Origin of the sequence: Nocardia sp. NPDC049220 (assembly GCF_040647855.1) — a bacterium.
Lineage (GTDB): Bacteria > Actinomycetota > Actinomycetes > Mycobacteriales > Mycobacteriaceae > Nocardia.
The window spans coordinates 192,340-208,741 of the sequence record NZ_JBEZDA010000006.1; the positions used below are offsets into that span (position 1 = coordinate 192,340).

The following is a 16,402-nucleotide window of genomic DNA, read 5'->3' on the forward strand; positions in this document are numbered from 1 at the left end:
GCGGTCGAATCCGAGATCTGGCTCGGGGGTGGGCCAGCTTGGCGGCTGCGGCGCCGGCCCTGGCATCAGTAGTTCGTCGGGAACACCAACAAGGTTTTCGCCATTGCTGGTGAGGATCGAACTCATCCTCTGCCGCAGATCGTCGGCGGTGAGGCCGGGCTGATACGCCTCACGCAAGATGACGTTGAGGTCGAAGGCGCGGTTCTCGGCGGCGATCAGCACCGCATTCAATCCGGCCCAGCCTGGGGAGCTGCACAGTTCAGCGGCGGGGGCGTCTCCGAGGGCGAACGCGAGCTGGTGGGCGGTGTCCTCGGCGGTGCCGAACTCGTGTGCGATGCCCGCGCTGGCCAGCCACGCTACGACCTGCGCGGTGTGCTCGTCGGGGTAGCTGCCGTCCGGGCCGGGTAGGTGTGCGGGGATCAGCGCTGCGGCGAAATCCCGCAGTTTCTGTTGTTCGCTGCTGGTGAGGTCGTCAGTGTCGAGTAGCTGCTCGAGGCGCTCCCACTGCGGTCGGTAGTCACCGCCTGGTTGTGTGGTCGCGTACACGACCTCGTGCACCGTCGTCAGAAGCGCATCGATCTGGTGGTCGGCCAGTGCGCCGAACGCGGTCCGCCGATCCCGGATGCTGGGTGTAAGCGCGTCGCGGATGTCGCTGAACAGATGAAGCCGCTCGATCTCAGCGACGGAGTGGCCACGTTGACGCTGCCACTTGCTAATCTGCTGCGCTGTGTCATCGGCGCCTGAGTCGATCGCCGCGACTTGGGCGTCGATGAACCGCAATGTGGCTTCCCACCACACGACCTCGGTGACGTCCGCGCCCAGAAGGACCGCTGGGGCAAGGCCTCGGGCCAACATCATGGTGTCGTTGGCGAAGTCGGCGGCAGCTGCCAGCTCCTCGATCGTGGCCGCGGTGTCGCTGGGAGCGGCGGGGGTATGTGCAGGGGTCCGAATTTCCTGTAGAACGGTGGCAGGCAACAACGCTGCAGCAGCCAAGTCGTAATCGTCAAGAAACCGGCGACGGGCGTGCGCGGCCACATAGACTGGCCGCCGCCAATCCGACGGAATGCGCCACGGCAATTCGAACTGCCGCACCCCTGCCTCGGAGACCTGTCCTACCCGCAGAAGATGCTCGGTATCTCCTGCCGGTGTGAGGTGCTGAAGTTGCTCGACTTGCCAGGCGTACGCGCGGGCGGCGGCGGCGATCGGAGACCACGCGGGGATTTCCCATCGCAGTGGGTCTTCGGCCTCTGCGCGGTCTGGATCGTGGTCATGGTTTGCAGGGCCGCTCGCAGTCTCCTCCCCCGCGGCGGCCGTCTTGTTCGCTATCGAGAGCGCGGTGGTGACCGCGACGATGTCGACGTCGGGCAGCGCCAGCATGGTCAGTGCTTCCCGAAGTTCAGCAACCGGGTCACCGCCGGCGCGTGCCGCTGCGGCGGTGGCGTCGATGGCGTTGGCGAGTTTCTCACTGTCGGGCCCGTCCAACCGACTCTGCACGGTGCTGAGTGCGCTGTCGGCGGCGGCACGGAACTTCAAAGAACGCTGCCAGGCGTCACGCGCTGACTGGGTGGTGCGCAGTTCCTGTCGCAGTCCGTCTTCGTCGTCGGATCCAGCAACGAGAGGCAGTTCGCGGGTGATGCGCTCGGCAGCAGCAGCCCAGTAGGCGACCTCCCGGACTTCCCGGTCACGGGCGAGGACGAGATCGTCGTTCACGCGATGCGCGTTCGCGCTCAGCTCCCGCGCCACTGCTGCCCATAGTTGCGGATAGATGGGTCCGTCATTGACGGAGGCGCGTACCTGGTCTATCGCGACTGCGGCACCCACCGCGGCGGCGACCTCTCTCACCGCTTCCGGTAGCGAGTTGAGTGGCGTGGTGGCTGCTGCCAAGGCATGCAGTTGGTCGTAGCTGACGGACACCGCCGCCACCCCTTGGGGTAACGGCAGACCCGCCCACCGGGTCAACTCGATGCGGTCGTTGAGAACTTGGATTGCGCAGGACTCCCATTGAGGCCGCCACGCCAACACCTGCTCGGGCATCGACGACGAGATCTGCGAGGCCAGAAGGCCATGGACCGCCGAAGGGTGACCAAGCATCGAGCGAAAGCGTGACGCACCAGGCAGGGTCGAGGACAGCGCGTAGATCAGCAGCCGCTGATCATCCGACAAATCCACATTGATCGGAGTGGGTTCCACGGGGGCGTGCTGATCGTCGACCACATCGGGTCGAGCGGCGGCGGCGCCTGCTTCTGGAACTATGTCCTCTGCGACAGCAACGGAGTTCATCAGATCCCCGTGTGTGCTGGATGCTGGGACACCAGCAGTTTCCGTCACTGTGACAGCCGGACCAGTGTTGGCCGGCGCGGTGTCGACAGCTGTGCGCGGCGTAATCGACTCTACTCCGAGCAGCGACGACACCAGTGCTTCGATCTCGTCCAGCCGTGCCGGCATCGGATCGGGAAGAGTGACCGACGCGGCCCATGCCTGCAGTTCTTCGGCAGTGATCGTGACCGGTGTCATCGTGGGCGGCAGCGGTTCTCGGAACTTGCTCAGGTGCAGTGCTTCACTGGCGGACCGGACCGAACAGCCTGTCCACTCGGGTCGCCGTGAACGTACCGACTGCGGCATCGAGACGAGCAACGCTGGTTCCCACAATCCTGACACCGCGTCGGGGCGTTCGAGTATCGCGGCCAGCCGTCCAGCGCCAGATGTCGATGCGGCAACCGCGTGCAGCAGCAACCGCTGGTCCTCGGACAACACCGGGATGCGATCCGTGCCCACACTGATGGTGGCGGCTTCCTGGCCGCTTACTACGGTCGCAGGTTGTGCAGGCGTCACCTCAAGGGTCGCGATGGCGTGCTCGACGCCATTGAACTGAGCGGGGCCTTTCAGATACAGCTCCTCGGCGACTGCGGCGGCCACCCGCCGCAGCAACAGCGGATGCTTGGCGAGTTCGTCGGCGCCGCCACGCACCTCGGCGTCAGTGGCCGGCGCGCGAAGCTGGTGCAGCAGGCTGGTCATAACTTCCAGTGCCCGCGCAGCAGCGGCGTGCTGATGGTCGCTGCGGGTGCCGTTCCATGGCGCGCCGACTGTGTCGGTGACGGCCCGGGAGACGATCAGATCGAGTGCCCGGTCACATCCGGTCGGGGCGGGGACAACTGATTGCCGTAGCGCTTCGGCTATATGCGGCCCGGTGACATCGATGTCGCGCTCACCGATGCGGCAGCTGGAGTTGGTGGCGTCGAATACCCATCGTTGGCCGTCGCGGTTCCAGACCAGTTCGAGCTCAGTGGGGTCGGGTCGGGTCTGCCCACGCAGCTGCAGCCGGTATTGGTGGGAGTTGTGGTCGAGGGCGCCTCCCTCGATCCACCATCCACGTGGATGCAGGGTCTCGATATAGCTGGCGGCGGTGCGCAGTTCCGTTGGCACCTCAGGTGTGGTGGCTGTGAACGCGCGCGCCCACAGCCACTCATAACTCGGTGGTGGCGCGCTGAGGACTGCGAAGCTCTCTTCGAGCGTGGTGGCCGCGCCCGGGGATCGTTGGTCCACTGCGCCCGTCGTGGACTCGTGTCGATCAGCGGCTGGTTGTGTGGCGGATTCGACACTGTTCAGTTCAGGCTGCCCTGGCTGCCCTGGATTGTCGGCTGTCGTCGCGATGCCAGGCGACGGGATGGGGTGGCGTCCTGTTTCCGCCAGGTCGAGGTCTACCGGTTCTGCATCGTTGCCGGTGCTCGTGCCGGTCTCGGTCTCGACCGTATGCGCGACAGGCGCGTCGTGGTCACTGTTTGTGCCAGCCGCTCTGAGTCGTTCCATGGTGGCTGGTTCGGCCGAAACTTGCTCCGTAGCACCCGCGGTGCGGGCTAGCTCCGCGGCCTCCGCGCGTTCGCGCTCGGCCCGGACCTTCGCAACGATAGCGGCATATTCGGCGTTTTCGCGGAGATGTGCACGTACGAGAGGCATGACCTCGGTGGTGTTGGACGGCCACTTCCGCTCCACGGACGGTGTGAGGTAAGGGTCTCCGAACCCGCCGATGCGCCATCCGCGATGGTGTTCGTCAGCACGCCAAATACTGTGCAGGCCTTGGGATCTGGACAGAGTTGAGAGGAATGCGACCCCGCCTGCTTCGATCCGGTACACCGCGCTTGCGCCGGTGTGCTCGACCGCGATGACCCGTTCGGTGGTGAGGTCCATCCCGAGTTCGATGCTGCGCAGCACAGCAACTCGGGGGCAGTTGGTGATAGCGGTGATGAGTTGGTTGTCGCGTTCGGTGAGCGGCGTGCTGTCCTCAAGTTTGGCAGTCACGGCAGCGATGAGGTCGCTGAGGGTGGCGTGGTCATGGCGCAGTTCGTCGGCCACGTCGTGGGCGGATGCTGTGGTCTCGCCTGGAATCGGCTCGCCAGGGGTGTCGATGATGTCCTGCAGCACACGGTTCACGACCTGCCGAACCCGATGGTCGAGAGGCCCCGATTGGACTCGGGTGTGATCGCGAAGGACCGGGTCAGTGAGGGCGTGTGCGGCTAGAACATCGAGCAAGCAGTTTCGCTGCGCGGCGTCGACCACCCGCACTCGCTGTTCTGGGACCGCTCCGTTGCCGACTGGGCAGTACAGGCGGGTACGTCCGGACTCCCAGATCTCACGTGCTACGTCATCAAGGTCAGGGCCCTGGACGGATCTCCTGCCCTCGGGTGACTCGATCGTAGGTCGCTTGTGCATCAGCTGACCGGGTTCGATCAATTTCCATCCGTAGATGGTCCCGCCGGGTGGCGCGAATGCATGATCGACGGCCCGCGAGCGCTGAGAGTTGTAGGTGTAGGTGTCGTCGGATTGCAGGTCGAACTGGAGGCTGATGCGGCGCATTCCCTGCGCTGTCCTGGCCATGAGGGTTGCCCACCAATGCGGCGGCCTCTGCTCGCGGTCGTAGCCGCGCGGGCTGATGGAGCCGTCCCATCCGTTTGTGCGGGCGAGGCTCGCCAGTTTCAATAGTTCCGGGGGTGGTCGCAGCAGCGGCCATCGGGCTGTGGCTGCGTCTTGCAGAACTGTCTTGCTGTGCACGGGCACCGGCAGCGCAGCGACCCGCACAGCGACCGCAGCCGACGCGGGTGGATCCGCTGCTGCTGTGGCGAGATCCCTGAGGTCGTTGTTGGGGTCTTGATCCGCTGTGGCACTTTTCGGCTCTGGATTGACCGAAACATGGTCGCTGGTCTGAGATTGTCGCGCTGCAGTATCGGGGCGGGATGTCGTGCCGCCAGCAGTGACCGCGTTCGGTAGATCGACAAGTGCACCGGCTACATCGAACAACGTTAGTGAACCATCGTCAGGCTCAGTTGCGGCAGCGCACGCGGCGCGATCGTCGTGCTCTGGGCCGAGGGTCGTGTAAGCGTCCTCGGAGTGCGCCGGAACAGCGTTGATCTTCCCCGCGGGGACCTTCTGCCAAAGGAGGTCGTTTTGGCGCAAATTCTGGGCGGCGGGGTCGGCGAACCGTCGGTTGCCCTTGGCGGCGATCGTGGCGTCATCCAAATGGTCGAGGGCGGCGAGCAACACCCACATCATGGCCTCGGGTGCCGCAGAGGCAAGTTCGGCCTGCAATTGTTCAGGCCCACTCGTGGAGTAGGTGCCGTCGTCGATTGCTTGGACGGCGGCGCGCGCCGCATCGCTGGTTCGTTGACCGCGCTCGGCACCGACACGAGCGGTGATGTCAGCGACGATGTCGGCGATTTCACGGTGGGCGGCGGCGTCGGCGCCCGGGTCAGCCAAAGCATGCGCTTCGTGTTCAGTGGTCCGCGCCAGATGCTCGCGGATCAGCGGCATGATCTGTTCGGCCTGCTCGACCGAACCGATCGGTGCGGCGGTGTCGCGCTGCCACGCGTGGTCGTCGCCACGAAGAGCATGCTCTGTCCACCGCGGGAGATACCGACCTACTGCGGCTATGGCAGTAAAGACACGGTAGGTCTCCCCCGCCGCTCTGGGCGGACGGAAGGTAAACATCCGCCCACCCGCGGTGATGTTGTGATCAGCGTTGAATCCGCTGCGGAAACTTTCGTATCGCTCGAATGGCTCGATCAGCGCGAGAGCGGCAGTGTAGGTGTCTCGGGTCGGCGTTGGTTCCGCTTCTGAGTCCTGATCGGCTTCCGGGACTCTAGCGGTGGACTTGCCCTGCCTGGCGGTGGCTGGCGGTGGTTCTTCGGGTTCGTTATCACCGACGCCCTCTGCAGGCTCGGGGATGCCGGTGGTGGTCGCGGACTTGGTGGCCAGTTCGGCCGCCACAGCGGCTGTCAAACTGGTCTGGGTGGCGCGCAGGTGGCGGCGTGCGTTAGCGACCGCGGCACTGAGATCATCAGAGCCGAGTTCGGAGGTCGGGTTGCCTTGCTCCACCCACCAAGGCAAGTCCGGGGTGGCGTACCGATAGGACGGGACAAGCCGCACATGCTTGTCATCTGGCTCGCCGACGAGGACACCGTCAGGGCTGTGGTGCAGGTCGCCGCCGATTAGGTCCGCGGCTGGTTGCGGGCCGTTGGTGCCGTACTGGCTGTGCAACTGCCGCAAAGCTCGGAGCACTACGTGTTCACGCAGCAGTGCTTGCGAGTGGATCCCGGCCTCGGTTACTGATGCTGCCAGTTCGGGGTTAGCGTCGGGCAGCTGCGCCAGCACCGCGTCCACCGCGCCGTGGGCTAGTTTCGATTGGACGGCATCGCTCATTTCGGTGGGGCCCGATGTCATGAGCTTTCGGTCGCGGGCAACGGCGTGCAGCATTTCGTGCTCAAGCAGTTGCTGTTGCGCCCAGTCGATCAGTGAGTCGCGAACTGCTGACACGTGCGTATATGTGGCGGCGGCGGCGGGTCTGATCAGGTCAGTGCGTCCGGCGAGAGTGAGGGCGTGTGCTTGCGCAACGCGATAGTCGCGCCCCCACACATGCTCGTCGGAAATGCCGACCAGGACTGCCCAATGGTCATTGCGCCACAAGACGTGGATAACTGGCTTCGCATCGATGAGCCTCCAGCTGCCGTACGCGGCTTCGGCCCATACTGGGTGTTCGCCCGGGTCCGCGAGGGCTGGGCCGATGTGGTGGTGGATGTCCGCAGCCAACCACTCTGTTGCGGCGGCGTCAGTGCCTGTCAGCAGGCTGGCGTGGTCACGCAGCGAGATGTCGATCAGCCGGTCGGTGACTTCGTCCAGAATGCGGCCACGCGCGTGCCGTGAAGGGTAGTGGACGCTTGTGTCACGGTGGTTGCGGACAGTGACCATGGGGTCGTCGGCAAGCTCACCGATCACCCACTGTCTCCACCTTAATAACGCACTCTCGTCATGGAACGGGTGCAGCGGGGCCTCGTTGGCGTAGGCGTCGACGACGGGTGCGGTCGCCAGGGAGACGCTGTCGCGGGCGCTGCGGATCCGGTCCAGCATTTCTCTGTAACTGGGCTCGCTGCCAGGATCCCACAGTGGGTCGGTGAGGTGTGCCTGATGCAAGGCGTCGATCGCGGGCCCGTACTCCCCTGCGGCCCCCAGCCGGATCGCGCTGGCGCGTAGCTGCTTACCGGCTTCGGCCCATTCCCGCAGCGGCGGAATTAAGAGCCGCGATCGGAATGGTGTGTCAGCTGCGGCGGCGAGATCCTCGCGGTGTGCAGCCCGAACGTCGTCTACGACTTTCCGCACCCGCTGATGCCCATACCGGTCTACGGTGTATCCGAGACGACTGTCGACGAACTTGTCTGGAGTCGCAGTTTCGGAGGCGAACTCGAACATCGTCCACCGGATCACGGCACGATCAATGTCTGACACCCCGAGGTGCGCCGGCCGCGCCTTGCTCAACGACGCTGCCAGTTGCGTTGTCTGCACCTGCGATGGTTCGGGGCGTGGCCGGATCTGATCGATTTGGAGGACCGTGCGCAGCAGCTGGTCGAGCTGCTTGTTGGTCAGTTCATGATGACCGGCGAGTTGGCGGCGGACCTGTGGTTGCAAGGCATTCGCGAAGCGGGCGATGGCTTGCTCTGTGAGCCGCACCTGATCATCAGGGACAGCGCCCACGATCGGCCACAGGGCGATGGCAGGTGCACGAAGGAAATCCCTGCGAACGTAGAACCTTTTCCAGGCGGGGCGATACCTAAACGCCAGCGTTGGTGACGGAGACTCGAATACGTAGATCTGGTTGATGTCACCAGACTTAGCGCTCAACACTGCCGCGACCCTTCGCGGCTTCAGCGCGTACAGCAGCAGCCGCTGATCCTCGCTCAACAGGTCGCCAGGACGAGGGTCGCTCGGAGCGCCCGCAGTGTTGGCAACCTCGCTGTGCGAGGACGCTATGGATTCGGCCGTGCCATCGGGGCTTTCAGCAGCGGCGACTTCTTCGGCAGATGGTGCATCCTGGCTGCTCGCGTTCGGGCCGGCGAGCTGATCGGCACTGCGCTCGGATGCTCGCGGAATAGTCAATACCGTCGCGTCTTGGCTCGTGGCAATGCGGTAGAGCTCAGCCGCGGCGGATGCGGTGAGAGTGGCGCGCTCAAGAACGGTCAGATTCGCAGGGTCGATGGTGGCGATTCCGCCGCCGTGCAGCGTCTCCCGATCACCGAAAACGACTTCGGCCCACTGCACTGTATCGGTGAGTTCGAGGAGGTCGCAGACCACCCCCGCCTGCCCAGTGTCTAGCCTGAGGACCCAGTCACCGATTCGTGGTCCGCTGCGATGGCCACTTCGCAAGCTGTCGCGATGTCTGTTGCCCGTGTCACTGCACACCATCTGCCCGGTGGCCGTGTCGGTCTTCAGTAGACCTTCGCGAAGTAGCTCCTCCACCGTGGTCAGGTCGGCAAGGGCCGTCGCGGGGCCCTCAGCGGGCCCGAGCACGTACTCGCCACCGTTGCCGGACGCGCGGATCAGTTTGTGCGTCACCGCCTGCAGCAGGCTGTAGCGGTCGAGGATGACCGGCAGTGCACTGATGTCGTCGTCGGGCGTCGACACCGGTTCGGTTTGCTGAGTCTGCGGGTCGGCACCACTCGCGGCCGCTGCTCGCGCGGTAGTGTCGCCGGCGACTGGAGCCGCTGCGGGGGGATCCTCGCGCAGGCCGTCTGCGATGCTGCCGTCGAGGTTGAACAGCGTGTCCGCCGTGTCGGACTTGTCGCTCGCACCTTGCGTTGGGTTGACCTCGCGTGCGAGCGCTGTGGTGCGCTTGTCGCCGGGCAGCGGCGGCTCCACCTGCTTGAGCCTGCTGATGAGGTCGGTGATCTCCCCTATTGACGGCCCGCGGATTGGACCGTCAGGCTGTGTCAGCGACGACTTGCCGCGGTCGTAGACGAATTTCCCGCTCCTGGTGAGGTTCCAGTACAGCTTGATCTCGTATGAACCGGCGGGGGTGTGTGCCTCAAGCTGCAGGTGATAGACGTCGTTGACGGCGTAGCGAGCGTCCTCGTCGAGCACTGCCCAGTGGGCGCTCTGCGCCGCCTCCACCATCTTGACACCTGAACGCGGCGGCACTGGTCGAGCGCCGGGATGGGTGTTGTCCTCGCTGCGACCCCTGGCGCTGGACGCTACTGACCTCTGAAGTGGCTCGTTCTCAGCGTGATGCAGCTGGTCGCCGAGCGTGAACACCGAGTCCTGGCCAGCACCGTGCTCAGCGACGTGCGAGAACCCGCTATGCTCGCCGTTGAACTCCCCCAGATCCCCAGAGTTGGAATCCTCACCGGCGCCGACCGCGTCGTGGGCCTCGTCGCCCAAAGTCGGCGCGCTGGCCCCGGTTGCCTTGGCTAGGTCGGTGACTTCAGCGGAGCTGTCCTCGGCGCGTGCAGAGTTTGCCCATTCGGCAGCGATCTCGGCCAGTAGATGCGCGCGGCGCAAGAACTTGTCCCACCCGGCATGCCCGGCGACCCGTTGCCAACGTTCGCCAGCGGCGGAACCAAACAGTTTCTCCCACCCCGCGGGCAGGGAATCAGTGTTGGTGCGGGTCCGCTCGGCGGCTCGGATCGTGGCGACGTGCAGATCGCTACGCCCGGCAATCTCATCGAGCAATCCGCTGACCGCCAGGGCCGCCGCGGCAGGTGGGTCCAGAGCATCCGGGTGCGTAAACAGTCTGCGGATCTGCGGATCTGCGATCACCTCTCGACGAATCTGATCCCAGGTAGGAGCAGTGTGCTCGGCCGCTGCCGCCCACCAGCCGCTATTGAACTGTTGGCGGATGACGTCCGCGGCCGCAGTGTCCGAGCAGCCTGCGACCACTTCGGCGACAACAGGATCCGCGTCGGGGATCGACTCACTCACCAGTGAGCCGGGTTGGAAAGCCTCGTACCCGAGGGCGCGGTAGTTGAGACTGGCGGGGGCTTCAATGATTTCGAGTGCAGCCTGCACAGTGGCCTGCTGCTCAACTTCGGTGAGATCGTGAAGGCCTCCGGCGTCGTTGATGACATCCTGCACTGCGGTGGGCGATGCAGCGAGTCCCGCGTCGACCGCGATCGCATCAGCCAGCTGCCTGGCCACCTGCTGGTTAGGACCCGCGCGATGGTGGTGGGCCTGCCACACCTGCTCAGCGGCCTCCCGCGCGAGCCACGACAGCCCCTGAGGGTTCTCCAGCAGGGCGCCCACGACGCGCCACAGTTGTTCGTCCTCGACGGTCTGGTCAGATTCGGCGAAGTGGATGTCACTCAGGCACGCCGAAATCAACGATTCGGCGACAGCGACGGCGCCGGTGAGGAACTCCTCACGGTCGCCAGCACTGACAGCTGCGTCTGTGAGTTCCGAGCGGGTGATGACCTCGGTGACAACAGCATCGAGCAGTTCGCTGCGACGCACCTCGTCGGCAACAACTGGCACCGACTGCGGCGGAATGGGCGCTGCCGCCGAGGTTTCGCTGGCGCCGGTGAGCGCAGTGGCGGCCCTCTGCACTGGCCGATCGCCTCGTGTAGTCAGCCACCACTGGTAGGTCGATTCGTCGTCGAGAACATCGACGATCCCGCTGACCACCGCGTCGGCTCCGTCGATGTTCTCGACAAGTTCGACGATGTCGCCGGCCACGACTGCGGCAGCGATCCGTTCGAGCCGCACGAGCTTGCGAGGCGGAACCAATTGCGGATTCGTGCGCGCCGCGTGCACGAGCTGGCGCACCCGCCGGACCAGACCGAGGTCAGTGGCTTCAACCCCGGAACGGCGCTGGGCGGCAATCTCACTCAAAGCGGCGTTGACATCGCCGCTGAGCCGGAACCCCCCATCCGGGGCAGCATCCTCGGCGGTCACAACGATTGGCGACAGATCCGGCGCGTCGACGAATCCAGCACCACCTGCACGTAGATCGCTGAGCGCCGTTGCGGCGCGGCCGCTTGTCCACCGAACCCCGGCCTTAGCGACCAGTGCACTCCGGTTGATCAGACCGCGGCGCAGCACCTCCCTCTGTGCATCATCTGCATGCGTGTTGCGGGTCGTAGTCGGCTGTCCCGCCCGCAGGACGACCTTGTGATTGATGTGCTCCGGTGACTGTCCGGCAGACCGCAGTTGGTCTTCGATGTCCCGCAGCTGGGTGTGCAGGCGATCCCAGCTGGCGCGATGCTGGTCGAGGTCATCGTTCAACCGCGTCAGTACCACGTTCCAGTTGGCCAGCTCATTCTCGGCGTTACGCTGTTCTGCGGTGGTGCGCGCGGCCTGCGCGGAGGCGATCGACGCATTCAGGCTGTACCCGTTGGCGCGGACGGTGTCCAACTCGTGGACGGTGCGTGCCCAGCGATAGATCAGGTCGTTGAGTTCAATGTCCTGTTCAGCGTCTGGCACTCCTGGTTGATCTGCATTTCCAGTTCTGCGGCCAGCGGATCCGCTGATGTCCGCGGTGTCGGTTCGTTGTCCTCGAGACGTTGCGCGATCAACGCGGTCGCGAGGATCTGCCACGTCAGTTCGGTCGCTCTCCCCCACACTCTGGCGACGATGTCGGCTGCCAGCGGGTTGTCCGCCACGTGGCAGTGGCGCCACCGCTGCGGGTCCCGCCTCCGGGTCGCGGCGACGGTGTCGGCCTCGACCAACTGCATTATCTGCGCTGCCGCTGGTAAGTGCGGGACGGTCAGCTCCAGTGAGTGGGCTGTGAGGCTCGGCGGGTTCGCGTCCATCGGATACCTCTCGTCCAGAATCCGTCACCGGCACCCCTTCGAACACCAGGGCCGTGACTGCTACATGCGGACCGTCACGGCAAGTCAGTGCCCGACCATAACGACGGAATTCGGTTGGATCGGCGGCGAACACACAGCGTGTGTGGACAGAAGGAGTCGAACATCTCAGCTGTCACTCGACTTCCGCTGAACAGCGGGGCCGCCTGCGCAGCAAGGAAGGGTCACTGGGAAGTGGCGCCGAATCCAAAAAGGAGCAGTACCAAGACGAAGGGCCAGACCATGAAGACCCCTACTGTCCTGAGACCGCGCGACCAGTTTCGGTCACGCGCACCCGACACCACGCCGGCGACCAACGCCAGCAGCAAGTACAGGTTGACCAGCCACATGTCTGCATCCCCCTCTAAATTTGGATTATTCGGTCCGTGAATTATCTCGCATACCGTACAGCATCATCGGTGTGCGATGCGAGTAGAAACAATGGCGGCAAACTATAACGTAAATGTGTGCATATAATGCGCGGGTGACGAATGCCCCGGTCAACGTGAGGATGCTGAAGGCGGTTGATGCCGCGACCGCGGCAACCGCAGTCGTGGGTGCACTCATCACCGAGGCAGCGTTCCGCTCGGCGGCGAACCGCTCCCCCGACCCGCTATTGCGGCGGCCGGGATGCGGGGCTGACGGCGAATACGAATGGCCGGAACCAGCAGTGCTGGAGTGGGCTGCAACGTACCGGGCAACTGAGGACGAAGCCGAAGCGTGGGGGCTTGAGCACGGACTGATGACTGCCCGCCAGAGCGCGGCAGCAACCGGCACGTCGATCGGCGCGTTCCACCGTGCAGTGTCAGCCAAAACACTCCACAACCCAGCACCAGACCCCTTGTCGAAACAGGAGCTGGAACAAGAAGTCCCCCGACAGTTCCGCCGCTGGGCGTGGTATCGGTCCAGCGAGGTTCGGCACTGGATCCACAACAGGCCCGGGACTGGTAACCGGTCGCCGAAGCGGATCATGGCCGGCGACATCGGACCTGAAGAGTGGACCGCCCACGATTGCGCCAGGGCGGCGGGAATGGACGAGGTGTACCAGTGGCACCGCCTTTGCCGAAAGACGCCGGGTGCACCGCGCCCTCACCGCAAAGTGCGAGGAGCATTCATCTGGGATAAGCGAACAGTCCTGGAGTTCCTGAAGTCTCTCACGATTGACGACAGATGCTTGGGCACCAGTAAGGACACCCCTGTTGCTGCACCACAGCCTGGGTAGCGCCAGAACGGTTCTGCCAGTTGGCTCGTGTGACCGCACACAGGGACAGCCGCGGCGCCCGATCAAGGTCCCGGGTGCTTGCCAGCGGGCGAAGCCGCACCGCTGGCTTAAACAACAACTTCACCTGATGTCCTCGCCACCGCGCGAACGCAACGCTGGGATCCCGCCGAGGTGGTGTGGGCGCTGTTGAACAACAACGTCACCAGCCGCAACTCCTCCACCCGCCGCCACCGTCGGAGACATGCGAACTGATCGTCTGTCGACACGCGACGATAGCGAGAGTACGCGGAGCCAGAACCCCCACCCACCTCGTCCAGCCGAACGTACAAGGCACCTGTTGGTGTTGTTGGCTACCGAGTCCGGGCGTTCTGCGGGAAGAGACGCATCAGGCGATTGGCTGCCTTCTGATTCTTCGTAATCGCCTCTATGCCAAGCCGGGCCACTGCCTGAAGGAAAGCGTTCTCGCTCGCCATGCCTCCAAAGTGGGCCATCCGAGCGGGATCGTCCGTGTGCCACTTAATGCGTGCTGCCATCAGCTCCTCGACGAAGGCATTCTCGACCGGGAAGTTCTTCCGCTTCACGTGGGGAGACTTCTTGGCCCGCGGTGCGGGCTTGGCCGCCGCTTGGGGTACCGCCGACACAGCGTGCGGGTCGGGCCCGACCAGATCCACCGGGGCGTCGTCGAAGTCATCGTAGGTGCCGTCCTCGATCTCCTCCCTTTTCGGAGGGTCAGGCACGACACCGAGTGAAGTCGGTTGTCCTACTTGAGGGTTGGTCGGTGGCGGCAGGACACTTGCCTGCTCTGAGCCCGCCCCGAAATTGCCGAGATCGGCTCCTCCAGCAGCGAATGCAGCCCGGTTCGGACGGTCTTTTCCTCGTGCGCCAGCCATGGTCAAATCTCCTAACTCAAAATGAATGGATACACGATCGGCTCGCTCACGAAGCGTCGGTCAGTTCTGCAGCGTCATCGGCGTCCGCTTCTCCGAACAGCACACTCTTGATCTTCGGGTCGAGGTCCGCATCTTCCAGCGCGTCCAGGATCCCGTCCATACGCTCAGGCGCGACGACGTTAATCACAGACAGGGCGATCCTGCTGTAGCCCGCCGCGATCACACCGTGGGTGCCGCCGCTAGTCACCATGCGCGACACCGGGAGATACAGCGGAACGGCGTCGGCAACCACCACTCGGAGCGGCAAGGACGGCGTAAGCATCGCTACTTGTCCGTTGAACCGCTTCTTGAGCCAAGCGTCGGCGTCCTCAACAACCTCACGGTGTTCCCGCTTGTTCGTCATCATCGTCGCCACTCCCCCTATGGCGTTCAGCTTCTTGCCGGAGTAACTGCTGAAGCTCACTGCCTTGTCAATCGTGCGGATGAAGCCACGCAGGCTCAGTGTCTCGGGCTGCAACGGGAACAGCACGTGCAACGCGGCATGCAAGGACAGGAAGAACGCGGGCCCCTCGGTTCCGGGCGCGTCCAGGATCATTGCGTCGTAGTACTCCCCCAGACCACTGTTCGTAAGCGCAATGTGCAGGCGGCTCTCAGCGTCGGTGCCGGAGACACGGATCGCGTTCTCCAGCCCGTCCTGAGGTGCGGGCAAGATGTGAACCTCACCTTCAGGCAGGAGCTGGCCGCCCCGATCCCACCGGCGGTCAGACTCCGGCTGCCAGGGTCCGGGCATGATGATCGCCGCTCGAGGATCGACAGTGCCTTCGAGGACTTCCTTGACGGATGGCCCTCCTATCGGCGCGACTGTGTTCGTCATTGCCGACAGTGCGCCGTTCGGGTCAAGGTCGACACCAAGGACACGTAGCCCGAAACGGGCAAGGTTGTCGATGATCTGTCCGCAAAGCGTCGACTTCCCCACCCCGCCCTTGCTGGACAGGACCGCCACTCCCTTGTGCCGGCAGTCGAAACCTCCGATGCTCGCGAGGTCAGCCACGCCGACCTCCAAGTGCAGCTTGTTCGCCGAGCCAGCCGAAGTCAGCCATCTCGTATCCCTTCTCCGTGCCATAGGACTTGGTGCATCAAAACGCGGGTCACGCGAGGTAGGCGCGTAACACAGTGTTGCTGTGCGAGACCCGCATCCTGCGTTCCGCATACTACGCAGGAAAGGTAGCGCAGCTGCGCTAGGCGCGCCGACTGTCAGCAGCGTGTTCAGCATGTCTACTGCCTTAGGCGCAGGCCATGTCGACGCTGGTGAACACGTACAACGCGCTCACTAATACTCTGATGGCTTATGCGCCGTTGATGTGTTGAACGCTGCATCTGCTTCGGGTGCGCTGTGCGCTGAACACATGGCTGATGCATTCTGCGGTTTACGCATCAGAGGGGCTATGGGAGCTGTACACGTGTGCGATGGCGTAGATGCTGAGTGCGCACTAGATGTATTTACCGCATGAGATGTCGAGGGTTCATAGCGCAGGGTCGGCGTAGAGGGCGCGTCTGCCGTGTTAGCCGCAAAGGCTTCCATGCGCGCTTTCAGCGCCCTATGCGCCTGCAGCAGTATCAGTGTTGCTGCTGTGTCAGGCATCAAAGGTGCTTCCTATCCATATGGGGTGTAGCACATATGGTGCATAGTATGAGCTGATCACACCAGAGGTGGTGTACACGCGATAGGCGCAGTCTGTGTTAGTCGCGCTCAGGACATCTAAGGCGTTGAATGTGACTTTGGCGTATGAAGCAGCATTTACGCACTGTGCATGCTCGGCGCAGGAGACGCAGTCCACACCTAACGCACACCGGATGCTATAGCTGTCCTGCGCGCTGCGCACGTACACGATGGTCAGTGCGCATTGCGTGCTTGATGCGCTGTATGTAGTTGTGGCGTGATCACTGGGTAAGGCGCTCAACGCATGTGAGGCGGTCGGGGTGTAGTGAGCAGATCGTGCGCTCTGGGCGTCGTAGCTGTTTGCCATGCCTGAAGCGTCTAGTACGCCTTGCGTGGCAGACACGCCTTGAACTGCCAGTGCGCATTGCGTGCTCGATGCGCTGTATGTAGTTGTGGCGTGATCACTGGGTAAGGCGCTCAACGCATGTGAGGCGGTCGGGGTGTAGTGAGCAGATCGTGCGCTCTGGGCGTC

At 64.1% G+C, this 16,402-nt stretch carries 5 protein-coding genes (1 of these 5 cut by a window edge); 1 reads left to right on the plus strand and 4 read right to left on the minus strand.

Annotation, left to right across the window (positions count from 1 at the left end; all coding sequences use genetic code 11):
• Nucleotides 1–11,733 carry the 5' end (the start) of an SNF2-related protein gene (locus AB0C34_RS17905; RefSeq protein WP_357073634.1) on the minus strand. It extends 15,678 nt beyond the left edge of the window, so 11,733 of the gene's 27,411 nt are visible here — the first part of the coding sequence; its start codon is at nt 11,731–11,733; its stop codon lies beyond the left edge, outside the window.
• Nucleotides 11,694–12,062, minus strand: a complete 369-nt coding sequence (locus AB0C34_RS17910) for a hypothetical protein (protein WP_357073637.1) — start codon at nt 12,060–12,062, stop codon at nt 11,694–11,696. The genes AB0C34_RS17905 and AB0C34_RS17910 overlap by 40 nt, the downstream gene beginning before the upstream one ends.
• 520 nt (nt 12,063–12,582) lie before the next feature.
• On the opposite strand from AB0C34_RS17910, the gene AB0C34_RS17915 reads away from it, so the two are divergent.
• A complete protein-coding gene (locus tag AB0C34_RS17915) occupies nt 12,583–13,320 on the plus strand; it encodes a hypothetical protein (protein WP_357073640.1) in 738 nt (245 codons plus the stop codon).
• Nucleotides 13,321–13,670: 350 nt separating this feature from the next.
• On the opposite strand, the gene AB0C34_RS17920 is transcribed toward AB0C34_RS17915, so the two are convergent.
• A complete protein-coding gene (locus AB0C34_RS17920) occupies nt 13,671–14,057 on the minus strand; it encodes a hypothetical protein (protein WP_357073643.1) in 387 nt (128 codons plus the stop codon).
• Between the two features lie 199 nt (nt 14,058–14,256).
• Complete coding sequence (locus tag AB0C34_RS17925; protein ID WP_357073646.1) at nt 14,257–15,261, minus strand: ParA family protein; 1,005 nt, start codon at nt 15,259–15,261, stop codon at nt 14,257–14,259.
• Nucleotides 15,262–16,402 lie beyond the last annotated feature (1,141 nt).